We start from the raw sequence: 22425 nt of genomic DNA, 5'->3' as shown, positions 1-22425 counted from the left end.
ACCCACCACCCATGAACAGATGAATGAGTCTTCATGTGTTCCTGTATGGTGTCTCTGGTGTCCACGACTCTCACCCCCGTTCGCGCCCCCTCGCCCGCGCACCCGGCACCGAGCCGCCGTACCCGGGTGCTCGCCCTCCCCGAGGCCCGCTGGGCGCTCGCGTCGACCGCCGCGTTCCTGCTCGCGCTCGCGCTGGATCTCGGAGGCCTGCCGTGGTGGGCGTACGGGCCGCTGTACGCGCTCGCCTATGTCACCGGCGGCTGGGAACCGGCCCTCGAAGGGCTCAGGGCGCTGCGCGAGAGGACCCTGGACGTCGACCTGCTGATGATCGTCGCCGCCCTCGGCGCAGCCGCGATCGGCCAGGTCCTGGACGGCGCCCTCCTCATCGTCATCTTCGCCACCTCCGGTGCCCTGGAGGCCCTGGCCACGGCCCGCACCGCCGACTCGGTGCGCGGCCTGCTCGACCTCGCGCCCACGATGGCGACCCGGGTGACGGACGAGGGCGAGGAAGCGGTCCCGACGGGCGAACTCACCGCGGGAGACGTGCTGTTGATCCGGCCGGGCGAGCGCATCGGCGCCGACGGCCGGGTCCTGGACGGCGCGAGCGAGGCCGACCAGGCCACCATCACCGGCGAACCCCTCCCGGTCGCCAAGGGCCCCGGCGACGAGGTCTTCGCCGGCACCCTCAACGGCACCGGCACCCTGCGCGTCCGCGTCGAGCGCGACCCCGCCGACTCCGTGATCGCCCGCATCGTGACCCTGGTCGAGGAGGCATCCCGGACCAAGGCGCCGACGCAGCTGTTCATCGAGAAGATCGAGCAGCGGTACGCGGTGGGCATCGTCGTCGCCACACTCGCGGTGTTCGGGGTGCCGCTGATGTTCGGCGCCGACCTCACGGACGCGTTGCTGCGCGCGATGACCTTCATGATCGTCGCCTCCCCGTGCGCGGTCGTTCTCGCGACCATGCCGCCCCTGCTGTCCGCCATCGCCAACGCCGGGCGCCACGGAGTCCTGGTGAAGTCGGCGGTCGCGATGGAACGGCTGGGCGAGGTGGACGCCGTGGCCCTCGACAAGACGGGGACGCTGACCGAGGGCTCCCCGGAGGTCTCGGCCGTACGGCCGCTGCCGGGCTCCGGGCTGACTCCGGACGCCCTCCTCGCGCTGGCCGCCGCGGCCGAGTACTCCAGTGAGCATCCGCTGGGGCGTGCGGTGGTGAGGGCGGCGAAGGAGCGGGTGCTGCGGATCGCGGACGCGCGGGACTTCGTCGCCGTGCCCGGGAGCGGGGTGACGGCGCTGGTCGAGGGTCGGGTGATCGGGGTCGGGCGTGCGGGTGCCCCGGTGACCGAGATCGCAGATGCCAATGCCAATGCCAATGCCAGTGCCGATGCCGATGCCGATGAGACCGGGGTCGTGCATGCGGACTCGCATCGCGCGGCCTTCCCCGGCACCGAGGACGGCGACACCGTCGTCCTGGTGACCGGCGACGGAGTCCCCCTCGGGACCCTCGCCCTCACCGACCGCCTGCGCCCCCACGCCCCGGCCGCCACCGCCGCGCTCACCGTCCTGACCGGCGCGGCCCCCGTCCTGCTCACCGGCGACAACGCGCGGGCCGCCGCGAAGGTCGCCGAGGCCACCGGCCTGGTGGACGTCCGCGCCGAACTGCTGCCCGAGGGCAAGGTGGACGCCGTACGGGAGCTTCAGGACGCCGGACGCAAGGTGCTGTTCGTCGGGGACGGCGTCAACGACGCACCGGCGCTCGCCGCAGCCCACTCCGGCATCGCTATGGGCCGCGCGGGCTCCGACCTCGCACTGGAGACCGCGGACGCGGTGGTCGTACGGGACGAGCTGGCGACCGTACCGGCGGTCGTACGACTGTCCCGGACCGCCCGCCGACTGGTCGTCCAGAACCTGGTCATCGCGGGTGCCTTCATCACCGGGCTCGTCCTGTGGGACCTCCTGGGCCACCTCCCGCTGCCCCTCGGCGTCGCCGGGCACGAGGGCTCGACGGTGCTCGTCGGCCTCAACGGACTGCGGCTGCTGCGCGAGTCGGCGTGGCGACCGGGGCAGGTGCCGTCCCAGGGCACGCGAGGTTGATGTCGGATTCTCGCCAGCCCGGGTGGGCCGGGTGGTCGATGCTGGACGCATGCAGACGGGGATGTACGCCGAGACCGAGCGCTGTGTGCGCGCCGTGCAGTCCAAGGACGCGCGGTTCGACGGATGGTTCTTCACGGCCGTCCTGACGACCCGCATCTACTGCCGGCCGAGCTGCCCGGTCGTCCCGCCCAAGCCCGAGAACATGACCTTCTACCCGAGTGCGGCAGCCTGCCAGCAGGCGGGCTTCCGCGCCTGCAAGCGGTGCCGGCCCGACACCAGCCCGGGCTCCCCGGAGTGGAACCAGCGCGCCGACCTCGTGGCCCGCGCGATGCGGCTGATCGCCGACGGCGTGGTCGACCGCGAGGGCGTGCCCGGCCTCGCCGCCCGCCTCGGCTACAGCGCCCGGCAGATCGAACGCCAACTGCTCTCCGAACTCGGCGCCGGCCCGCTCGCCCTCGCCCGCGCCCAGCGCGCCCAGACCGCGAGGATCCTCATCGAGACGACCGCGCTCCCGATGGCGGACATCGCCTTCGCGGCCGGCTTCTCCGCGATCCGCACCTTCAACGACACCGTCCGCGAGGTCTTCGCGCTCGCGCCGAGCGAGCTGCGCACACGCGCCGCCAAGAGGACCACGCCGGACACGCCGGACACCCCCGGCTTCCTGTCCCTGCGCCTGCCGTTCCGCGCCCCCCTCAACCCCGACAACCTCTTCGGTCACCTCGCGGCCACCGCCGTCCCGGGCGTGGAGGAGTGGCGGGACGGCGCGTACCGGCGCACACTGCGACTGCCGTACGGACACGGTGTCGTGGCCCTCGCGCCCCGACCCGACCACATCGCCTGCCGGTTGACGCTGAGCGACCTGCGCGACCTGACCGTGGCCATCAGCCGCTGTCGCCGCATGCTCGACCTGGACGCCGACCCGGTCGCGATCGACGACCAGCTGCGCACGGACCCGCTCCTCGCGTCCCTGGTGGACAAGGCGCCCGGCCGACGCGTCCCGCGCACGGTCGACGAGGCGGAGTTCGCGGTACGGGCCGTGCTGGGCCAGCAGGTCTCCACGGCGGCGGCCCGCACCCACGCGGCCCGCCTGGTCGCGGCCCACGGCGACCCCGTCGACGACCCCGAGGGCGGCCTGACCCACCTCTTCCCGTCCCCCGAGGCACTGGCCGCGCTCGACCCCGCCACGCTCGCGATGCCCCGCACCCGCCGCACGACCTTCACCACCCTGGTCGGCCAACTAGCCGACGGATCGCTCCACTTGGGGGTGGAGACCGACTGGACGGAGACCCGAGCCCACCTTCTCGCTCTGCCCGGCTTCGGTCCCTGGACGGTCGATGTCATCGCCATGCGCGCCCTCGGCGACCCGGACGCCTTCCTCCCGACCGACCTCGGAATCCGCCGCGCCGCCCAGGAGTTGGGCCTGCCGTCGACCCCGGGCGCACTGACGGCCCGCGCGGCGGCCTGGCGGCCCTGGCGGGCCTACGCGGTCCAGTACCTGTGGGCGACCGACAGCCACCCGATCAACTTCCTTCCCGTATAAGGACGTTCAGTGAGACACCACACCGTGATCGACAGCCCCTACGGCCCCCTGACCCTCGTCGCCGACGACGGCGTCCTGTGCGGCCTCTACATGACCGACCAACGCCACCGCCCACCGGAGGAGACCTTCGGCACGCCGGACGACGCGTGGTCGAGGGAGGCCGAGGAACAGCTGAAGGCCTACTTCGGGGGCGAGTTGAAGGAGTTCACCCTGGAAGTTCGCCTGCACGGGACCCCGTTCCAGCGCACGGTCTGGGAGCAGCTGTGCCGGATCCCGCACGGCGAGACCCGCACCTACGGTGAACTCGCCGACGCCCTCGGCAACCCCAAGGCCTCCCGCGCGGTCGGCCTAGCCAACGGCAGGAACCCGATCGGCATCATCGTCCCCTGCCACCGCGTGGTCGGTGCCGACGGCAGCCTCACGGGCTACGGCGGCGGACTGGAGCGCAAGCAGCGACTGCTGGACTTCGAACGGGGAGCGGCACTGTTCTGACCGGTACCCGGTGATTCCCCCCGGACGGGCCGGTGTGAAGCCCGCCTTGGTAACCGAGATCCGCGGTGCCGTTCTCGATGTCGACGAGGTTGAACCTGCCCAGCACCGAACCGTTCTCGGCGACCAGCTGCGTGATCAGCGCGCAGCCGCTTCAGCTCGGGCATCGGTGTTCACTTCGGCACTCCTCACTTATCGGTGTATTATGATGAGAAATGGCAGGTTCTGTGCGGGTTATGAACAAACCGCGGCGAATGCCACGATTCCTCCATCCAGTCCTCACCAGGGTGGGATTATGGCGAGTTATCCAGATCGCTCCGATCCCCAGCTCACGTTCATTCGTCCATCGCGCCTGTATGGATCCCCTCTCCGCCTGTCCGCCGCCAGGTCGGTCCTCGGTCGGGATCCCGGCTGCGACATTCGGATAGACGATCCGTATGTGAGCGGCAGGCACGCAATCCTGCTCCGTTCGGGAGCGGACGTGCTCCTGGAAGACCTCGGTTCCGCCAACGGCACTTCGGTGAACGATCGTCCTCTCGCCGCACCGCAGGCGCTGCACGACGGTGATGTGCTCACCTTGGGGAGCGTGAGTATGCGCTACGAATGGCCCGGCAGTGCTCCGCAGGAGCGTGAAACCGCACAGGGCACCGTCCTGATGCCGGAAGTGAACAGCGCCCCGCGATTCGATGTGCGTGACCAGTACGGTGCCAACATCAACAACGTGGGTGGTCACCAGTATGTCGATCAAAGGCAGGAGAGCTTTCTCCGGCAGATCGCGGCGGCTCGCACGAGAGCACGAAGAATCATTCTGTTCGGCTTCGTACTCTTCTTGATCGGCTTCGCTGTCTTCGCCTATGGAATTCTGCGCTTCATGGGTCATATCGGGGATCCCGTGTCCGGGGATCCCAATGAATGGCCCGACCCGGGAGACATGTTCGGCACCGAGATCGGTGGCTTTCCGGTGTTCCTCCTCGGCTGGGCAGGTGCCGGCGTCGGCACGGTCCTGATGACGGCCGGGCTGGTGATGCACGTCATCGCCGCGTCCCGGCAACGCTCGTTCGACGCGGCCGTGCGCCGCCGGTGACTCATGCGAGGCGACATCCAGTGAGCTTCAATATCGGCAGTCAACAGGGCAACATCAACAACGTCGCCGGCGACCAGACCATTCACGGTGGCCAGCACGGACAATTCGCGATGACCACGGATCCGCGTGCCATGCTCGGTCTGCTGCGCTCGGAGCTCGACCGCCTGGCACTCCCGCCCGATGTCGCGAGCCAGGTGAACGCCGAAGTCGCGTCCCTGGATGCCGAACTCGCTTCCCCCGCTCCTGATCGCACCACCATGGCCCAGCGTCTGGTGCAGATCACCAGACTGGTGACCACTGCGGGTGCAGCCGTCACCGCCGGCGGGACCCTCGCAGGAGCCCTGTCCTCCCTCGCGGCCTGGTTGGGGCCGGTCGGTGACTCCGTCCTCCACGCCATCGGGCTGTAGCGCCCGACACGGGCCGCAAGATCTGCCCGCAGCTTGCCGCCGGTCCAGCGGCATCGATCACAGCCCCCCGGACGACCTGATCCTGTGCATGAGTTCGGGCAGTGCCGTGCCGATCGGCTCCCGGATCACCTCGTCGGCGCGGTCGTCGTACGGGGTCGGCTCGGCGTTGACGATGACTAGACGGGCCCCGTGGTCGGCGGCGACACCTGCGAGGCCCGCGGCCGGCTGGACCTGGAGGGTGGTGCCGACGGCGATGAAGATCTGGCAGGCCTTGGTGATGGCGACGGCCTCGCCCATGACGACGGGGTCGAGGCGCTCGCCGAACATCACGGTCGCCGACTTGAGGATGCCGCCGCACGTCAGGCACGGCGGGTCCGCCTCACCGGCCTCGACCCGGGCGAGCGCGTCCTCCATCGGACCACGGGCGTGGCACTTCGTACAGACCACCTGCCGAGCGGTGCCGTGCAGTTCGAGGACCTTGCGGGCGGGCATCCCGGCGAGCTGGTGCAGCCCGTCCACGTTCTGCGTGATCACCCGCACCGGCACCCCGGACTTCTCCAGCTCGGCCACCGCCACGTGCGCCGCGTTGGGCTCGGCGTTCAGCGCGCGGTTCGCTCGCCGCATCTGCCACGAGCGGCGGCGGATCTCCGCATCGCCCATGTAGTAGTCGTACGTCACCAGCTTCTCGGCCTCGGGGTCCTTGCGCCACAGCCCGTTCGGGCCGCGGTAGTCGGGGATTCCGGAGTCGGTGGAGATACCGGCGCCGCTGAGAAGCGCGACGAGGGGCTTGGCCATGGTTCCGAGGGTAGGGCGGGTGATCCGGGTGCGGCGAGCGGATTTCCCACCGCCGGGGCGCGAGCCGTCATGAGCACCGACAGCGCGCGGGATCAGCCCACCCGGTGGCCGTTCTCCAACTCCACGGTGCCCGAGCCGTCCGCCAGGACGTCCAGCGCGGCCACGACCCGGCGGCCCAGGGCCCCCGGCAGATGGTCGGCGAGCTCCTCGCGCGGCACGAGGCGCCAGGACAGCAGCTCTTCCTCCTGGAGCCGGATCGCCTTGAGGTCGTCGTCGCCGAGGACACCGCCGTCGTAGAGGTAGGCGACCAGCGGGGGGCGGGCCGTCCCGGGCACCCAGTCCACCGCCAGCAGCCGCCCCAGTTCGCGGTCCAGGCCGATCTCCTCCAGCGTCTCGCGACGCGCGCCCTGCCGCGGGGTCTCACCCTGGTCGGACTCGATCGTGCCGCCCGGAAGTGCCCAGCCCTCACGGTAGTTGGGCTCGACGAGCAGGACCCGGCCCGAGGCGTCACGGAAGAGAGCAGCGGCACCGGCGAGGATCCGGGGAAGACCGGCGATGTACGTGGCGAAGTCAGGAGTGGTGGTCATCCTCGAAGGGTAACGAGCCTCGGCGGCCGCCTTCGCCCGCTCAGCGGGTGGCCTCCACTCCCGCCAAGCGCACCGTCCGTTCGGCCAGTTCGGTGATGTGGACCCCGTCGAAACCGAACACCGCGCTGCGCACCCGGTCCTCCAGCGGCTCCTTCCACTGGTCCGGGATCGCGTCCGCCCCGGTGAGCACCCCGGCCACCGAGCCCGCGGTGGCCCCGTTGGAGTCGGTGTCCAGGCCGCCCCGGACGGTGAGCGCGATGGTGCGGGTGAAGTCGCCGTCGCCGTACAGCAGCCCCGCGGTCAGGACAGCCACGTTCGGGACGCTGTGGATCCAGCCGAGCCCGGCGGTCTCCTCCGAGACCGTGGCCAGCGTGTCCTCCCAGGTCATCCGGGTGTCGTGCAGGGACGCCACCCGGCGAACCGTGCGGGCGAGGCGACTGCTCGGGGGGATCACCGCGAGCGCCTGGTCCACCGCCTGCCGCACGGTGTCCACGGTGAACGCCGCCGAGATCAGCGCCGCTGCCCACATCGCCCCGTACACACCGTTCCCGGTGTGCGAAAGCACCGCGTCCCGGCGGGCCAGGGAGGCGGCGCGCTGCGGGGCGCCGGGGCAGGTCCAGCCGTAGATGTCGGCGCGGATGAGCGCCCCGATCCACTCCTGGCAGGGGTTGTCGTACGTCGCCGTCAGCGGAGGTTTCAGCCCGTTGGCGAGGTTGCGGTAGGCGGCCCGCTCCGCGGTGAACGTCTGCAGATACGGCAGCCTCAGCAGCCACAGGTCGCCCACCTGCTCGGTGCTGAAGGCGAAGCCGTGGGTCTCCAGGAGGTCGAGGCCGAGGATGGCGTAGTCGACGTCGTCGTCGCGGCAGCTGCCGTGGATGCGGCCGCGCACGCACTCGCGCCACTCGGGCCGCAGCTCGAAACCGTCGCTCTCGCCGACGGGCTCGGGGAGGTAGTCGGTCAGGGGCAGCGCGGCGGCCTGGCGCAGATAGCGGTCGATCCGGTCCCGCGTCCACAGGTCGCCCTGCTCGACCGGCTTGCCGAGCATGTTGCCCGCGATCCGGCCGAGCCAGCCTCCGAGGATGCGGTCGGCGAGTTCCGGCTCAGTGCCCACAAGGGTCATAGCTCCGGTTTACCCCATTCCGGAGCACCGCACAGACGGTTCGCAGGGCCTTCTCAGCCTCTGGGCCGCGCATGACGTCGGGGGGCGTCTCCGGTTAAGGTCGCAGCGGCGCGACTGGCCTTGACGTGCGCGAGGCCCGGAGAGCAAGGGGAAGACGTGACACAGCGCGTGCTCATCGCCGCGGACAAGTTCAAGGGCTCGCTCACGGCCGTACAGGTCGCCGAGCGGGTGACGGCCGGGCTGCGCCGGGTCGTGCCGGACCTGGCGGTGGAGTCGCTGCCCGTCGCCGACGGCGGTGACGGCACCGTCGCCGCGGCGGTCGCGGCCGGGTTCGAGCGCCGGGAAGTGGCGGTCGCCGGGCCCCTCGGGCAGGAGATCACGGCCGCGTTCGCGGTACGCGCGGACACCGCCGTGGTGGAGATGGCCGAGGCCAGCGGGCTCCAGCGGCTGCCCGCGGGCGTCTTCGCCCCGCTCACGGCGTCCACGTACGGCTCCGGAGAGCTCCTGCGCGCCGCGCTGGACGCCGGTGCCCGCACCATCGTGTTCGGCGTCGGCGGCAGCGCCACCACCGACGGCGGCGCCGGCATGCTCTCCGCGCTCGGCGCGCGTTTCCTGGACGCCGACGGCGAGCCCGTGGCCCCCGGCGGCGAAGGCCTCGCCGACCTCGCCTCGGCCGACCTCTCGGGGCTGGACCCGCGGCTCGCAGCCGTCGAGTTCATCCTGGCCAGCGATGTCGACAACCCGCTGACCGGCCCCAAGGGCGCCCCGGCGGTCTACGGCCCGCAGAAGGGCGCCTCCCCGGACGACGTGGAGGCCCTGGACGGCGCCCTCGCCCACTACGCGAAGGTGCTGGAGGAGACCGTCGGTGCGAAAGCCGCCGAGTACGCCGCCGCACCGGGGGCGGGCGCGGCCGGCGGCATCGGCTACGGCGCCCTCCTCGTCGGCGCCACGTTCCGGCCCGGCATCGAGGTCATGCTCGACGTCCTCGGCTTCGCGCCCGCGCTGGAGTGGGCGGACCTGGTGATCACCGGCGAGGGCTCCCTCGACGAGCAGACCCTGCACGGCAAGGCCCCGGCGGGCGTCGCCGCGGCCGCCCGCGCGAAGGACAAGGAGGTCGTCGCCGTCTGCGGCCGCCTCGCCCTGCCTCCGGAGGCCCTCGGCCGGGCGGGCATCCGCCGCGCCTACCCACTCACCGACGTCGAGCCCGACATCCAGAAGTGCATCACCGAGGCGGGCCCGATCCTGGAGAACGTGGCGGAGCAGATCGGCCGCGACTTCCTGATCTGACCGCGTGCACGATCCTCGGGCCGAGCCGTTGCCCGGCCCGAGCCGTTGCCCGGCCCGAGCCGTTGCCCGGCCCGAGCCGGCAACGGCACCGAGCCGGCGGCCGACCCGAGCTGCCGGCCCGGTCGAGCCGTCGGCCGCGTTGCTCTCCTGACGGGGCCGAGCCGCTGCCTCGAGTCGAGCAGGTGCGGGGCCGTGCCGTGATCCGGGCCGGGTGTTCAGGCGCGGGCGCCGTCCGGGCCGAGTCGCTGCCTGGAGGCGAGCGGTACCGGGGCTGCCCGTGGTCCGGGCCGAGCCGCCCCCCGGAAGCCGGCCGGTGCCCAAGCTGAGCCGCCGTCCAGGCCCAGCCGCCCGCCCCCCCCGAGCGCCCCACATTCACCCCCGCACCCCCGACAACCGATACGCGTCCAATGCCAGTGTCAGCTCGATCAGGTCCCGGGGGCGGGCCAGGGAGCGGGACGTGAGTTGTTCCAGGCGGCGTAGGCGGTTGAAGACCGTGTTGCGGTGGCAGTACAACCGTCCCGCGGCCCGGCCCGCCGAACCCTCGCAGACCAGCCACACGTCGAGGGTCTCCAGGAGGACGGCCCGGTCGGCGGGCTCCAGCTCCAGGAGGGTGCCGAACACGTCCTTCACCAGCCGGTCGGCCAGCTCCGGCTGGCTCACCACCAGCGCGGTCGGCATCCGCTGATCGAGGCGTACGACCGCGGTGGCGTCCGGCGGACACGTGCGCAGCGCCAGCTCGGCGAGCCGCCGGGCCCGGCCCAGCTCGGCCAGCCCCGGCACCACCGGACTGATCCCGCCCGGCCCCGAACAGCGCCCCTCCAGCGCACGCGCCACCCCGTCCAGGCCCTGCCCGGGCGCGAGCGCCACCACCGCCACCTCGCCGTCCGCCCGCATCCGCCAGATGAACCGGAACCCGGCACCCCGCACCGGCCGCTCGGCCGCCTCCCGCCGCTCGGCCCGCAGCACCACCACCGCGTACCGCCCGTGCTCCGGCAGATCGAGCCCCGCCGCCGCCCGCGCCGCGAGCCCGGGAGTCGCCTGGCCCTCCAGCAGGGCGTCGAGGAGCGCCTGGAGCTGTTCGTCGGTACGCCGTCTGAGCTCCGCCTCGGTGGCCCGGTACGCCTCCGACGCCGCCTGCGCCTGCGCGTCCACCGCCGACCACACCATCGTCGTCGACCGCATCAGCGCCGCGAGCCGCTCCGGCTCCCGCCCGGCCGTCCCCTCCACGAGCGCGTCCCACACCAGATAGCCGGCGTTCCGGTAGGCGTGCACCAGGAGGTCCAGCGGCAGCCCCTGGTGGGCCCGGCGCCGGCCCGCGTCCTCGGCGTACTCCAGGTCGCGCCGCGGTGAGTCCCGTGGCGCGGAGATCGTCTCGATGCCGATCCGTATCGCCTCCTCCGCCTCCCGCCACTGCTGGTCGTACGCCAGCACCTGCCCGTAGACGGGGGAGTGGTCGGTGAGTTGTCGCAGGTGCTCGTCGACCAGCTCCGGCACCCGATCCAGCAGCGCCGTGCAGGACTCCGCGAGCAGCTTCCAGTCATGACCGGTCCGCGGCCGTCGCCCTCCCATGGCCGGAGGATGCCACCCGGACCCGCCCGCGCACAGGCCCCTGACACGCGGTGTTGTGCGCGCGCACAACGGCGGCACCGGCCCGCTGGGCACCCGCAGCGATTGTGCCGCGGGCCGTGGACGCACGCCCGCGCCGGTGCTGGGGTGAGCGCCACACCGAGTCGGACAAGGGGGGAGTCCATGACCGGAGCCGGACTGGTCGTCCGAGACCTGTCGGTCGGATACGGCCCCGTGCGCGCCCTGCGCCGGGTGTCCCTGAACATTCCCGCGGGCGCCGTGGTGACGGTGCTCGGCGGCAACGGCGCGGGCAAGTCCACACTGCTGCGCGCGATCAGCCGGACCCTCGCCTTCCATGGCGGCGCGGTCACCGAGGGCACGGTCACCCTGGACGGCCGCCGACTCGACGGGCTGAGCCCGGACCGGGTGGTCGCCGCCGGCGTCTGCCAGGTACCCGAGGGGCGACGGGTGTTCGCCCGCATGACGGTCGCCGACAATTTGCGCGCGGGCGCCCTGGGCGGCACCCGTCAGGGACGGTCCGCGGCCCTCGACCGCGTCCACGAACTGTTCCCGGTACTCGCCGAACGCGCCGCGCAGCGCGCCGGACTCCTGTCCGGCGGCGAACAGCAGATGCTCGCCGTCGCCCGCGCCCTGATGGCAGCCCCGCGCGTGCTGCTGCTCGACGAACCCTCCCTAGGCCTCGCCCCGCTCATGGCCCGGCGGATCGCCGACACCGTCCGCGAGATCAACACCCAGGGCACCTCGGTCCTCCTCGTCGAACAGAACGCGGCCCTCGCCCTGGGGCTCGCCACACGCGCGTACGTCCTCGAAGTCGGCGAGGTCACCCTGTCGGGTCCGGCCGCCGAACTGTCCGCCTCCGACGAGGTCCGCCGCCGCTACCTGGGCGTGGTCGACGAGGACGCGGCCGCCGACGCGGACCGGGCGACGGGCCGGGTCCTCACGCGATGGAAGGGGTGACGGCGATGGAATCCCTGCGGATCCAGGAGGATGCTCTGGAGGTCCGGGGCCTGACCGTCCGTTTCGCCGGACTCACCGCCCTCGACGACGTCGGCTTCACCGTCCCCCCCGGCACCGTCCACGCCCTCATCGGCCCCAACGGCGCCGGAAAGTCCACCTGCTTCAACGTCCTGTCCGGTGTCCACCGGGCCACCGCCGGCAGCGTCCGCTTCGGCGCGCACGAGCTGACCGGCATGCCCGCGCACCGCATCGCCGCCCTCGGCGTCGCCCGCATCTTCCAGAACCTCGCGCTGCCGCCCCGTGCCTCGGTCGAGGACTGCCTCCTCCTCGGCCGGCACCGGCTGACCCGGACCGGCTTCCTCGCCGCGGGACTCCGGCTGCCGTCGGCGGCCCGCGAGGAACGGCTGCACCGCGAACGCGTCCGGGAGATCGCCGAGTTCGTCGGCATCGCGGACTGTCTGGGACAGCCGGCGGGCTCCCTGCCGTACGGCCGGCAGAAACTCGCCGAACTCGCCCGCGCGCTCTGCATGGAACCGCGCCTGCTGCTCCTGGACGAGCCGGTCGCAGGCATGACCGCCGACGAACGGCGCCGAACCGCCGCCGTGATCGCGGGGGTTCGCGACTCCCTCGGCATCTCGATCGTGCTGGTGGAACACGACATGGGGGTGGTGATGCGGCTCGCGGACGCGGTGACCGTACTGGACTTCGGGCGCCGGATCGCCGACGGCGCCCCCGCCGACGTACAGAACGATCCGGCCGTCGTGCAGGCCTACTTGGGGGCAGCGTCATGAGCACCTTCGCCGAGATCCTGCTGAACGGCGTCTCGTTGGGGTCGGTGTACGCGCTCATCGCACTCGGCTTCGTGGTGATCTTCCGGGCCACCGAGGTCGTCAACTTCGCCCACGCGTCCCTGCTGCTGGCGGGCGGATACGTCACCGCGGTCCTCCACGACGACATCGGTTTCTGGCCCGCGCTGCTCGTCGGGATCGCGGGTGCCGCGCTGGTCGGGGCCGCCGTGGAGTTCCTGGTGATGCGGCGCTACCGGGGCGGCGACCACAGCGTCCTGGCCATCGTCACCATCGGCGTGGACATCCTGCTCACCACCGAACTGACCCGCCGTATCGGCACGGACGTCCTGACGCTCGGTGACCCGTGGGGCGACACGGTGCTGAGGCTCGGGCCGGTCTCCCTGGCCCACACCCGGATCGCCGCGTTCGCGGCCGCCGCGCTGCTCATCACGGCGTTCCTGCTGGTGTTCCGGTACACCTCGTGGGGAGTCGCGATGCGGGCGGCGGCCGAGAGCCCGGAGACGGCCGCGCTGATGGGGGTGCGGCTGGGACGGGTGTCGCTGGGCGCCTGGGCGGTGGCGGGCGGACTCGCCGCCGTGGCCGCCCTGTTCCTCACCGTGTTCCCGACGCCGGGTCTGGAGCGGGCGACCTCGCTGGCCGCGCTCAAGGCGTTCCCGGCCGCCATCCTCGGCGGCCTCGACTCCACGACGGGTGCGCTGGTGGGCGGCCTGCTGGTCGGCGTCACGGAGTCCCTGGCGACCGGCTACCAGAGCGATCTGACCTTCCTGGGCCGCGGGCTGGGAGACCTCGCCCCCTACCTCGTGATGGTCGCGATCCTGCTCGTACGGCCCGCCGGGCTGTTCGGCACTAAGGAGCTCGCCCGTGTCTGAGGCCCTGGCGAGACCGCTCAGGCTCCTGAGCACGCGGACGTACCTCTGGACCGCCGCAGCCGTCCTTCTCCTGGCCCTGCCCTTCTACCTGGACCGCTTCTGGCTCCAGGCGGGCCTGTTCGCGATGGCCGCCGCGATCGGCGCGATCGGCATCAACCTCCTCACCGGCGCGACCGGCCAGCTCTCCATGGGGCACTCCTTCTTCCTCGCCGTCGGGGCCTACGGCTACTGCGTGTTCGCGGCGGACGGCGGCGACGGGCTGACCGGACTCGGGCTGCCGGCCTGGCTCGCGGCCGTGCTCGCGGTCGGGGTCACGGGCGTCGCGGGCGGACTGTTCAGCCCCATCTCCGGGCGGCTCAGCGGCGCCTACCTGGGCATCGCCACGCTCGCGCTCGTCTTCATCGGCCAGCACGTCATGTTCAACGCCCACGACCTGACCGGCGGCGCCAACGGCCGTGACGTCCCGCCGCTGAGCCTGTTCGGCCTCACCTTCGACGACCGGGAACTCCTCGTCGCCGCCGTGCCGTTCGGGTCGGCCGAGAAGCTCTGGTACGCGGGTCTGGTCCTGCTGGCGGCAGGCGCCCTGTTCGCGCGGGGCGTCCTGCGCGGCCGGCCGGGCCGGGCCATGAACGCGATCCGTGACCACCGCATCGCCGCCGGTGTGCTGGGCGTGCCCGTCGCCCGGCAGCGGGCCGCGGTCTTCGTGCTGTCGTCGATGTACGCGGGTCTGGCGGGCGTACTGCTCGCGCTGGTCTTCCAGCGGACGGTGCCCGACTACTTCGGCATCACCCTCTCGCTCGAATACCTCGCGATGATCGTCATCGGCGGGCTCGGCTCGGTCTCCGGGGCGGTCGCCGGGGCCGTGTTCGTGTCCCTGCTGCCGCAACTGCTGACCCGCTACAGCGACGCGCTGCCGCTGGTCTCCGCCCCCGGCACGGGCGGCGTCGCACCGGGCGAGGCATCCCGGTACCTCTACGGCGCCGCCGTCGTGCTGGTGGTGCTGTTCCTGCCCGGCGGCCTGACCGGGACGGCCGTACGGCGTCGAGTCACCACCCACCCAGGGGAGAAACGATGATCAGGACATACGGCGCCAGGGCCGCCGCGGGCGCGCTCGCCGCGCTGCTGGTGCTGGCCGGATGCAGCTCCAAGGCCAAGGACTCCGACAACGGGGACGGCGACAAGGCGGCCGCGGGCGGGGTGAAGACCGGGGAGGGCATCTCCGGGAAGACGATCACACTGGGCGCGCTCACCGACATGACCGGCGTCTACGCGACCCTCGGCAAGAGCGTCACCCAGGCCCAGCAGCTGTACGTGAAGCAGCTGAACGCCGCCGGAGGCGTCTGCGGCTACAAGGTGGCCCTCTCCGTCCGCGACCACGGCTACGACCCGCAGAAGGCCGTCTCCGGCTACACCGAGCTGGAACCGAAGGTGCTGGGCTTCACCCAGTTCATCGGCTCGCCCTTCGTCGCCGCGGTCAAGCAGCGCATCGACGGCCAGGACAAGGGGCTGGTGCTCCCGCAGGCATGGTCGGCCGCGCTGCTCGGCAGCCCGTACATCCGGGTCATCGGATCCACCTACGACATCGAGACCATCAACGCGGTCGACTTCCTGATCAAGGAGAAGGGGCTGAAGAAGGGCGACAGGATCGGCCACGTCTACTTCGAGGGCGACTACGGCGAGAGCGCCCTGGCCGGCTCGAAGCACATCGCGAAGCAGGCCGGGCTGACCGTCGTCGAGCAGAAGATCAAGCCCACCGACAACGACATGACCGCCCAGGTCACCGCCCTCAAGCAGGCCGGCGTCAAGGCGATCGTGCTCAGCGCGGGCCCGCGCCAGGCGGCCTCGCTGGTCGGGGTGGCGGCGGCGAGCGGCTTCGCCGTACCGGTCATCGGCAACAACTCCGCCTTCGCACCGCAGCTCCTCGCCACCCAGGCGGGCCCGGCCCTGACGAGGAACTACTACGTGGCCTCGCCCTCGCTCCCCATCGGCGCGGACACCCCGCAGGCGAAGAAACTGGTCGCCGACTACCGGGCCGCCTACCCGGACGCCTCGCTGGACAACGGCATCGTGGCCGGCTGGACCGCCGCGTCGGCCTTCGGCGAGGCGCTGAAGAAGGCCTGCTCCGACAAGGACCTCAGCAGGGAGGGAGTGGACAAGGCCCTGTTGTCGATCGACTCCTACGACATCGGCTTCGGCGTCAGTCAGGACTTCACCGACCCCGCGTCCCCGTCCTCCCGCGAGAGCGTGATCCTCCAGCCGGACAAGAGCGTCACGGGCGGCATGAAGGTCGTACGGGAGGCCGGCGCTTCGGAGGTGGCCAGGACGTACACCCCGGGAGCCTGAGAACGGCTGAGGGGCTCGAACCGGCGTCGGTTCGAGCCCCTCACCCATCAATAACCGCTACGGCAGCTGCGCCGCCCGCGCCTCGCGCCGGTTGCCCCGGAAGTTGTTCACCCGGCGGGCCGTGGCGAACAAGGGGATCACGGCGCCCATGACGAGCTGCAGGGCGCAGCCGGTCTGGAGCAGGAGCTGGCCGCTGGGAGCGCCGAAGGCCCAGGCCGCGAGCAGCCCCATCGCCAGCACGATCCAGGAGAGCATCGCCACCGCGAGCCGCCCCCGCGGCTTCGGGTACTCCACCCGGCTCACCATCAGCCACGCGGTGCCCAGGATCGCCAGGAGCGTCGCCACGAAGGGCAGCTCCAGCAGCACGATCGCGACCACCGTGAGCGCGCCGAACGGGGACGGCATGCCCTGGAACATGCCGTTCGCCACGGTCACGCAGGAGAATCTGGCCAGGCGCAGGACCACGGCAAGCAGCACCACCACGGCACCCACCGCCGCCACCCGCTGCGAGGCGTCGTCGGCGACCATGCCGTAGACGAGCACGAAGTACGCCGGCGCGAGGCCGAAGCTGATCAGGTCCGAGAGGTTGTCCAGCTCGGCGCCCATCGGCGAGGAGCGCAGCTTGCGCGCCACCAGGCCGTCGAAGAGGTCGAAGACCGCCGCGCACAGCATCAGGATGACCGCCGTGGCCGCGCTGTTGCGCGCCATGCCGGATTCCTGGCTGTCGGTCAGGTGCGGGATCAGGATGCCGGTGGTGGTGAAGTACACCGCCATGAAGCCGCACGTGGCGTTGCCGAGGGTGAGGGTGTCCGCTATCGACAGGCGGAGAGAAAGAGGCATCTCCTCGTCGTCGTCGACCTCGTCGGCCTCGGGCACCCAGCCCGCCTGGGTCTCAGGATCAATCACGGTCAATGCGAGTCACCCCAGCCACCGTCTTCTGCCCGACCTCGACCGCGACCTCCACGCCCTCGGGCAGGTAGATGTCGACGCGCGAGCCGAACCGGATCAGACCGATGCGGTCACCCTGCTCGACCTTCGTGCCCTGCGGGATGTAGGGGACGATGCGACGGGCCACCGCGCCGGCGATCTGGATCATCTCGATGTCACCGAGTTCGGTGTCGAAGTGCCAGACGACGCGCTCGTTGTTCTCGCTCTCCTTGTTGAACGCCGGAACGAACCCACCGGGGATGTGCTCGACCGACGTCACCGTGCCGGAGAGCGGCGCGCGGTTGACGTGGACGTTGAGCGGGCTCATGAAGATCGCGACGCGGGTGCGACCGTCCTTCCACGGCATGATGCTCTGCACCACACCGTCGGCGGGCGAGATGACCCGGCCCGGGGCGATCTCGCGCTCGGGGTCGCGGAAGAACCACAGCATGCCCGCCGCCAGCGCGGTGGCGGGCACGGCGACGGCCTTGGCGGCGCCGGACTTGCGCGCGCGTACCAGGCTCAGTGCTGCGGTGGCGACGGTCGGCAGGAGCCACGGCGATGCTCCGCGCGCGAGGCGTACGCCTGCCCGGCTGTCGCGAGGTGCAGAGGTTTGGCTGTGGGGCATGGATGACCTTCGTAGCGGATGATGCCGCGCACTAGACGGGGGACGGCGGCTTACCGGGATCGTACCGGTCGCGGGCCACAACTGGGCAAGCCAGGAAGCCGAGTCGGCGGCTGAACCGTCCTGACGGGGTGTGATCTTCTTCTCCAAGAAAACACCCCGTATCCGGACATCTAGCCCTGGAACCGATACTCTTCGAGCAGCCTGCGACCGATGATCATTTTCTGGATCTCGGCGGTACCTTCACCGATCAGCAGCATCGGAGCCTCACGGTAGAGGCGCTCGATCTCGTACTCCTTGGAGAAGCCGTAGCCGCCGTGGATCCGGAAGGCGTCTTCGACGACCTCCTTGCAGTATTCGGAGGCGAGGTACTTCGCCATCCCTGCCTCAAGGTCGTTTCGCTCCCCGGAGTCCTTTTTGCGTGCCGCGTTGACCATCATCGCATGCGCGGCCTCGACCTTGGTAGCCATCTCGGCCAGCTTGAACTGAATCGCCTGGTGCTGAGCGATCGGCTTGCCGAAAGTGTGACGCTGCTGGGCGTACGAGACGCCCAGCTCGAAGGCACGCTGAGCGACGCCGCAGCCACGCGCCGCCACATTCACGCGGCCCACCTCGACGCCGTCCATCATTTGGTAAAAACCTCGGCCGGTGGTCCCGCCGAGCACCCGATCGGCCGGAAGCCGCAGGCCATCCATGATCATCTCGGTGGTGTCGACGCCCTTGTAGCCCATCTTGTCGATCTTCCCGGGGATGGTGAGGCCGGGGCGGACCTCTCCGAAGCCGGGTTCCTTCTCGATCAGGAAGGTCGTCATTGACTTGTGCGGTTTGGCGGCCGCCTCTTCGGGGGAGTGTCCTTCGTCACTTCGGACGAGAACGGCGACCAGAGTTGACGTTCCGCCATTCGTGAGCCACATCTTCTGGCCGTTCAGGACGTATTCGTCGCCGTCCCTGACCGCCTTGGAGGTGATGGCGGACACGTCGGAACCGAGGCCCGGCTCGGACATCGAGAAGGCGCCCCGCACGTCGCCGGCCGCCATCCGCGGCAGGAAGTGGTCCTTCTGCTCCTGCGTGCCGTGCTGCTTGAGCATGTACGCCACGATGAAGTGGGTGTTGATGATGCCGGACACCGACATCCAGCCGCGGGCGATCTCCTCCACGCACAGCGCGTACGTCAGGAGGGACTCGCCCAGACCGCCGTACTCCTCGGGGATCATCAGGCCGAACAGGCCCAACTCCTTGAGCCCGTCGACGATCTGCTGCGGGTACTCGTCGCGGTGCTCCAGCTCGGTCGCGACCGGGATGATCTCCTTGTCCACGAAGTCCCGGACGGTGGACAGGATCTCCTGCTGGATGTCCGTGAGGCCGTGGGTCTGGGCGAGGCGTGCCATGGGCTCAGCCCTCCTGAAGTTCCGGGCGGCCGGGCTGTTCGCCGCCGCGCTCCTTGATGTAGGTCTCGGTGGGCACCATGACCTTGCGGCGGAACACGCAGACCAGCGTGCCGTCCTGCTTGTAGCCCTTGGTCTCGACGTACACGATCCCGCGGTCGTTCTTCGACTTGGAGGGCCACTTGTCGAGCACGGTCGTCTGGCCGTAGATGGTGTCCCCGTGGAAGGTCGGCGCCACGTGCTTGAGCGACTCGATCTCCAGGTTGGCGATCGCCTTGCCGGAGACGTCCGGTACGGACATGCCGAGCAGCAGGGAGTAGATGTAGTTCCCGACCACGACGTTCTTGCCGAAGTCCGTCGTCTTCTCGGCGTAGTTGACGTCCATGTGGAGCGGGTGGTGGTTCATGGTCAGGAGACAGAAGAGATGGTCGTCGTACTCCGTGACCGTCTTCCCGGGCCAGTGCTTGTAGACCGCCCCGACCTCGAACTCCTCGTAGGTGCGTCCGAACTGCATCGCGCTCAGGCCTCCGGGATCTCGAACTTCGACGTGCGCTGCATGCCGGCCGCACGGCCCTTGCCGGAGATCACCAGCGCCATCTTGCGGCTGGCCTCGTCGATCATCTCGTCGCCGAGCATCGCCGAGCCCTTCTTGCCGCCCGCCTCGGAGGTGTAGTAGTCGTACGCGTCCAGGATCAGCTCGGCGTGGTCGTAGTCCTCCTGGGAGGGCGAGAAGATCTCGTTGGACGCCTCGACCTGGCCCGGGTGCAGCACCCACTTGCCGTCGAAGCCGAGGGCCGCGGCACGCTGGGCGACCTCGCGGTAGCCGTCGATGTTGCGGATCTGCAGGTAGGGGCCGTCGATCGCCTGGAGGTTGTTGGCGCGGGCCGCCATCAGGATCTTCATCAGGATGTAGTGGTAGGCGTCCGCCGGGTAGCCGGGCGGCTGCTCGCCCACGACCAGCGACTTCATGTTGATCGACGCCATGAAGTCGGCCGGGCCGAAGATGATCGTCTCGACGCGCTGGGACGCGGTGGCGATCTCGTTGACGTTGTTGAGGCCCTGCGCGTTCTCGATCTGCGCCTCGATGCCGATCTTGCCGACCTCGAAGCCCATCGTCTTCTCGATCTGGGTCAGCAGGAGGTCGAGCGCCACGATCTGCTCGGCGCTCTGCACCTTCGGCAGCATGATGCAGTCGAGGTTCTGGCCGGCCCCCTCGACGACCGTGACGACATCGCGGTACGTCCACTCCGTCGTCCAGTCGTTGACCCGCACGACCCTCGTCTTGCCGGTCCAGTCGCCCTCGTTGAGGAACTTGACGATGGTGTGCCGCGCCTCGGGCTTGGCGAGCGGGGCGCACGCGTCCTCCAGGTCGAGGAAGACCTGGTCCGCCGGGAGGCCCTGCGCCTTCTCCAGGAAGCGGGGATTGCTGCCGGGTACGGCCAGGCAGGAGCGCCGCGGGCGAAGGCGGTTGACGGTCGTCATGCGGGGACCTCCAGGGGGTCGAGCTTGTTCGCTTTCCGGATCTCGTCGACGATGCGGCCGATGATGCCGGTGATGTCGAAGTCCTTCGGGGTGAAGACAGCGGCCACTCCGGCTGCCCGCAATTGCTCGGCGTCTCCATTGGGGATGATCCCACCGGCGATGACAGGTACCTCTGTGGCGCCTGCCACATGGAGCCTCTCGAGCACGTCCGGCACCAGCTGGGCGTGCGAGCCGGACAGGATCGACAGTCCGACCGCGTGCACGTCCTCGGCGAGAGCCGCGTCCACGATCTGCTCGGGGGTCAGCCGGATGCCCTGGTAGACCACCTCGAAGCCCGCGTCACGCGCGCGTACGGCTATCTGCTCGGCCCCGTTGGAGTGACCGTCCAGGCCCGGCTTGCCGACCAGGAAGCGCAGCTTGCCGACGCCGAGGTCCTTGGCGGTCACCTCGACCCGGCGGCGGACGTCGGCCATGGGCGAACCCGCCTCCGCCGGAACCGCGACCGGCGCCGAGGAGACGCCCGTGGGCGCCCGGAACTCGCCGAACACCTCCCGCAGGGCCCCGGCCCACTCCCCGGTCGTGACACCCGCGCGGGCGCACTCCACGGTGGCTTCCATGAGGTTGTCGGTGCCCTTGGCGGCCTCCTTCAGCCTCTCCAGCGCCTTGCAGGGGCGCGGGTGGTTGAAGGGCGGCTGGTAGCGGGTGTCGCGCCAGTGCTGGAGTCCGGCGATGACCCGGGCCTCGACGGCCGGGTCCACCGTCTGGATGGCGGTGTCCAGGTCGGCGGTCAGCGGGTTCGGCTCGGTCGTCTCGAAGATGTTGACGCCGATGATCTTCTCCTGCCCGGCCTCGATGCGGGCCCGGCGCTCGGCGTGCGAGGAGACGAGCTGCGACTTGAGGTAGCCCGACTCGACGGCGGCCATCGCGCCGCCCATCTCCTGGATCCGGTCGATCTCGGCGAGGGACTCCTCGACCAGCGTGCTCACCTTCGCCTCGACGACGTGCGAGCCCTCGAAGATGTCCTCGTACTCCAGCAGGTCGCTCTCGTAGGCCAGCACCTGCTGCATCCGCAGCGACCACTGCTGGTCCCAGGGCCGGGGGAGCCCCAGGGCCTCGTTCCAGGCCGGCAACTGGACGGCACGCGCGCGTGCGTCCTTCGAGAGGGTCACGGCCAGCATCTCGAGGACGATCCGCTGGACGTTGTTCTCCGGCTGCGCCTCGGTCAGTCCGAGCGAGTTGACCTGGACGCCGTACCGGAAGCGGCGGTGCTTGGGGTTCTCGATGCCGTACCGCTCACGGGTGACCTTGTCCCAGATGCGGCCGAAGGCGCGCATCTTGCACATCTCCTCGATGAACCGGACGCCCGCGTTCACGAAGAAGGAGATCCGGCCGACGACATCGCCCATGCGCTCCTGCGGCACCTGGCCGGAGTCCCGGACGGCGTCCAGGACCGCGATCGCCGTCGACATCGCGTACGCGATCTCCTGGACCGGCGTGGCGCCCGCCTCCTGCAGGTGGTAGCTGCAGATGTTGATCGGGTTCCACTTCGGGATGTGGGAGACCGTGTACGCGATCATGTCGGTCGTCAGGCGCAGGCTCGGCCCCGGCGGGAAGACGTGCGTCCCCCGGGACAGGTACTCCTTGACGATGTCGTTCTGGGTCGTGCCCTGGAGCTGGGTGATGTCGGCGCCCTGCTCCTCGGCGACGACCTGGTAGAGCGCCAGAAGCCACATGGCGGTGGCGTTGATCGTCATCGAGGTGTTCATCTGCTCCAGGGGGATGTCCTGGAACAGCCGGCGCATGTCACCGAGGTGCGCGATCGGCACGCCGACCCGGCCGACCTCGCCGCGGGCGAGGACGTGGTCGGAGTCGTAGCCGGTCTGCGTCGGCAGGTCGAACGCCACCGACAGACCGGTCTGGCCCTTGGCGAGGTTGCGCCGGTACAGCTCGTTGGACGCCTCGGCCGTGGAGTGACCGGCGTACGTGCGCATGAGCCACGGCCGGTCCTTCTGACGCTCAGTCATCTTGACCCCGGGTG

Annotated in this window: 21 protein-coding genes; 11 read left to right on the top strand and 10 right to left on the bottom strand. The window is 70.8% G+C overall.

Annotated features, from left to right (window positions below; all coding sequences use genetic code 11):
• Positions 1-45: 45 nt before the first annotated feature.
• The 5 genes from ACGFWE_RS07505 (at position 46) to ACGFWE_RS07485 (ending at position 5614) form a co-directional block, all read left to right on the top strand.
• Positions 46-2094, top strand: a complete 2049-nt coding sequence (locus ACGFWE_RS07505; protein ID WP_393598554.1) for a heavy metal translocating P-type ATPase — start codon at positions 46-48, stop codon at positions 2092-2094.
• Between the two features lie 49 nt (positions 2095-2143).
• Positions 2144-3634: an AlkA N-terminal domain-containing protein gene (locus tag ACGFWE_RS07500; protein ID WP_393598552.1), complete on the top strand. Its 1491-nt coding sequence runs from the start codon at positions 2144-2146 to the stop codon at positions 3632-3634.
• A gap of 9 nt (positions 3635-3643) precedes the next feature.
• On the top strand, positions 3644-4126 hold the full coding sequence (locus ACGFWE_RS07495; RefSeq protein WP_393598550.1) for a methylated-DNA--[protein]-cysteine S-methyltransferase: 483 nt from the start codon (positions 3644-3646) through the stop codon (positions 4124-4126).
• 202 nt (positions 4127-4328) lie between these two features.
• Entirely contained in the window at positions 4329-5207 is an 879-nt protein-coding gene (locus ACGFWE_RS07490) for an FHA domain-containing protein (protein ID WP_393598966.1), read from the top strand.
• 20 nt (positions 5208-5227) lie between these two features.
• A complete protein-coding gene (locus ACGFWE_RS07485) occupies positions 5228-5614 on the top strand; it encodes a hypothetical protein (protein WP_393598548.1) in 387 nt (128 codons plus the stop codon).
• A 57-nt stretch (positions 5615-5671) separates the two neighbouring features.
• Here the strand turns inward: ACGFWE_RS07485 and ACGFWE_RS07480 are convergent, their stop codons facing one another.
• The 3 genes from ACGFWE_RS07480 to ACGFWE_RS07470 form a co-directional block, all read right to left on the bottom strand.
• A complete protein-coding gene (locus tag ACGFWE_RS07480; RefSeq protein WP_393598546.1) occupies positions 5672-6409 on the bottom strand; it encodes an NAD-dependent deacetylase in 738 nt (245 codons plus the stop codon).
• Between the two features lie 92 nt (positions 6410-6501).
• Entirely contained in the window at positions 6502-6996 is a 495-nt protein-coding gene (locus ACGFWE_RS07475) for an NUDIX hydrolase (RefSeq protein ID WP_352381410.1), read from the bottom strand.
• A gap of 40 nt (positions 6997-7036) precedes the next feature.
• Positions 7037-8116 (bottom strand): ADP-ribosylglycohydrolase family protein, encoded by a 1080-nt coding sequence (locus tag ACGFWE_RS07470; RefSeq protein WP_352381408.1) that lies wholly within the window; start codon positions 8114-8116, stop codon positions 7037-7039.
• A 168-nt stretch (positions 8117-8284) separates the two neighbouring features.
• Between ACGFWE_RS07470 and ACGFWE_RS07465 the strand changes: the two genes are divergently transcribed.
• Entirely contained in the window at positions 8285-9403 is a 1119-nt protein-coding gene (locus tag ACGFWE_RS07465) for a glycerate kinase (protein ID WP_352382515.1), read from the top strand.
• Positions 9404-9775: 372 nt separating this feature from the next.
• On the opposite strand, the gene ACGFWE_RS07460 is transcribed toward ACGFWE_RS07465, so the two are convergent.
• A complete protein-coding gene (locus ACGFWE_RS07460) occupies positions 9776-10972 on the bottom strand; it encodes a helix-turn-helix domain-containing protein (protein ID WP_352381406.1) in 1197 nt (398 codons plus the stop codon).
• Between the two features lie 180 nt (positions 10973-11152).
• On the opposite strand from ACGFWE_RS07460, the gene ACGFWE_RS07455 reads away from it, so the two are divergent.
• Genes ACGFWE_RS07455 through ACGFWE_RS07435 form a run of 5 tightly spaced genes read left to right on the top strand, consistent with a single transcriptional unit; the run spans position 11153 to position 15968 of the window.
• Positions 11153-11947, top strand: coding sequence for an ABC transporter ATP-binding protein (locus tag ACGFWE_RS07455; RefSeq protein WP_352381404.1), 795 nt, complete (start codon positions 11153-11155; stop codon positions 11945-11947).
• A gap of 5 nt (positions 11948-11952) precedes the next feature.
• A complete protein-coding gene (locus ACGFWE_RS07450) occupies positions 11953-12738 on the top strand; it encodes an ABC transporter ATP-binding protein (RefSeq protein ID WP_393598543.1) in 786 nt (261 codons plus the stop codon).
• Complete coding sequence (locus ACGFWE_RS07445; RefSeq protein ID WP_393598541.1) at positions 12735-13625, top strand: branched-chain amino acid ABC transporter permease; 891 nt, start codon at positions 12735-12737, stop codon at positions 13623-13625. The genes ACGFWE_RS07450 and ACGFWE_RS07445 overlap by 4 nt, the downstream gene beginning before the upstream one ends.
• Positions 13618-14700 (top strand): branched-chain amino acid ABC transporter permease, encoded by a 1083-nt coding sequence (locus ACGFWE_RS07440; protein WP_393598539.1) that lies wholly within the window; start codon positions 13618-13620, stop codon positions 14698-14700. Before ACGFWE_RS07445 ends, ACGFWE_RS07440 begins: the two co-directional genes overlap by 8 nt.
• Positions 14697-15968 (top strand): ABC transporter substrate-binding protein, encoded by a 1272-nt coding sequence (locus tag ACGFWE_RS07435; protein ID WP_393598537.1) that lies wholly within the window; start codon positions 14697-14699, stop codon positions 15966-15968. The genes ACGFWE_RS07440 and ACGFWE_RS07435 overlap by 4 nt, the downstream gene beginning before the upstream one ends.
• A gap of 57 nt (positions 15969-16025) precedes the next feature.
• On the opposite strand, the gene pssA is transcribed toward ACGFWE_RS07435, so the two are convergent.
• From pssA to ACGFWE_RS07405, 6 genes are all read right to left on the bottom strand, one after another.
• Positions 16026-16844 (bottom strand): CDP-diacylglycerol--serine O-phosphatidyltransferase, encoded by an 819-nt coding sequence (pssA, locus tag ACGFWE_RS07430; RefSeq protein WP_280854046.1) that lies wholly within the window; start codon positions 16842-16844, stop codon positions 16026-16028.
• Between the two features lie 22 nt (positions 16845-16866).
• Complete coding sequence (locus tag ACGFWE_RS07425) at positions 16867-17523, bottom strand: phosphatidylserine decarboxylase (RefSeq protein ID WP_393598963.1); 657 nt, start codon at positions 17521-17523, stop codon at positions 16867-16869.
• A 170-nt stretch (positions 17524-17693) separates the two neighbouring features.
• Positions 17694-18908 (bottom strand): acyl-CoA dehydrogenase family protein, encoded by a 1215-nt coding sequence (locus tag ACGFWE_RS07420; protein ID WP_352381393.1) that lies wholly within the window; start codon positions 18906-18908, stop codon positions 17694-17696.
• Positions 18909-18912: 4 nt separating this feature from the next.
• Positions 18913-19419 (bottom strand): MaoC family dehydratase, encoded by a 507-nt coding sequence (locus ACGFWE_RS07415; protein ID WP_007385824.1) that lies wholly within the window; start codon positions 19417-19419, stop codon positions 18913-18915.
• Positions 19420-19424: 5 nt separating this feature from the next.
• Positions 19425-20387, bottom strand: coding sequence for a CoA ester lyase (locus ACGFWE_RS07410; RefSeq protein ID WP_352381390.1), 963 nt, complete (start codon positions 20385-20387; stop codon positions 19425-19427).
• Entirely contained in the window at positions 20384-22411 is a 2028-nt protein-coding gene (locus ACGFWE_RS07405) for a protein meaA (protein ID WP_393598534.1), read from the bottom strand. Before ACGFWE_RS07405 ends, ACGFWE_RS07410 begins: the two co-directional genes overlap by 4 nt.
• Positions 22412-22425: the final 14 nt, after the last annotated feature.

Source organism: Streptomyces sp. NPDC048523 (assembly GCF_043199815.1).
Classification (GTDB): Bacteria; Actinomycetota; Actinomycetes; order Streptomycetales; family Streptomycetaceae; genus Streptomyces.
Note: the sequence above shows the minus strand (reverse complement) of the source record. Positions and strands in the feature narration are given on the sequence as shown.

Coding starts and splice junctions, on each gene's coding strand:
- ACGFWE_RS07505 (WP_393598554.1), top strand. CDS start 46: ATGGTGTCTCTGGTGTCCACGACTCTCACCCCCGTTCGCGCCCCCTCG.
- ACGFWE_RS07500 (WP_393598552.1), top strand. CDS start 2,144: ATGCAGACGGGGATGTACGCCGAGACCGAGCGCTGTGTGCGCGCCGTG.
- ACGFWE_RS07490 (WP_393598966.1), top strand. CDS start 4,329: ATGATGAGAAATGGCAGGTTCTGTGCGGGTTATGAACAAACCGCGGCG.
- ACGFWE_RS07480 (WP_393598546.1), bottom strand. CDS start 6,409: ATGGCCAAGCCCCTCGTCGCGCTTCTCAGCGGCGCCGGTATCTCCACC.
- ACGFWE_RS07475 (WP_352381410.1), bottom strand. CDS start 6,996: ATGACCACCACTCCTGACTTCGCCACGTACATCGCCGGTCTTCCCCGG.
- ACGFWE_RS07470 (WP_352381408.1), bottom strand. CDS start 8,116: ATGACCCTTGTGGGCACTGAGCCGGAACTCGCCGACCGCATCCTCGGA.
- ACGFWE_RS07460 (WP_352381406.1), bottom strand. CDS start 10,972: ATGGGAGGGCGACGGCCGCGGACCGGTCATGACTGGAAGCTGCTCGCG.
- ACGFWE_RS07455 (WP_352381404.1), top strand. CDS start 11,153: ATGACCGGAGCCGGACTGGTCGTCCGAGACCTGTCGGTCGGATACGGC.
- ACGFWE_RS07450 (WP_393598543.1), top strand. CDS start 11,953: ATGGAATCCCTGCGGATCCAGGAGGATGCTCTGGAGGTCCGGGGCCTG.
- ACGFWE_RS07445 (WP_393598541.1), top strand. CDS start 12,735: ATGAGCACCTTCGCCGAGATCCTGCTGAACGGCGTCTCGTTGGGGTCG.
- ACGFWE_RS07435 (WP_393598537.1), top strand. CDS start 14,697: ATGATCAGGACATACGGCGCCAGGGCCGCCGCGGGCGCGCTCGCCGCG.
- ACGFWE_RS07425 (WP_393598963.1), bottom strand. CDS start 17,523: ATGCCCCACAGCCAAACCTCTGCACCTCGCGACAGCCGGGCAGGCGTA.
- ACGFWE_RS07420 (WP_352381393.1), bottom strand. CDS start 18,908: ATGGCACGCCTCGCCCAGACCCACGGCCTCACGGACATCCAGCAGGAG.
- ACGFWE_RS07415 (WP_007385824.1), bottom strand. CDS start 19,419: ATGCAGTTCGGACGCACCTACGAGGAGTTCGAGGTCGGGGCGGTCTAC.
- ACGFWE_RS07410 (WP_352381390.1), bottom strand. CDS start 20,387: ATGACGACCGTCAACCGCCTTCGCCCGCGGCGCTCCTGCCTGGCCGTA.
- ACGFWE_RS07405 (WP_393598534.1), bottom strand. CDS start 22,411: ATGACTGAGCGTCAGAAGGACCGGCCGTGGCTCATGCGCACGTACGCC.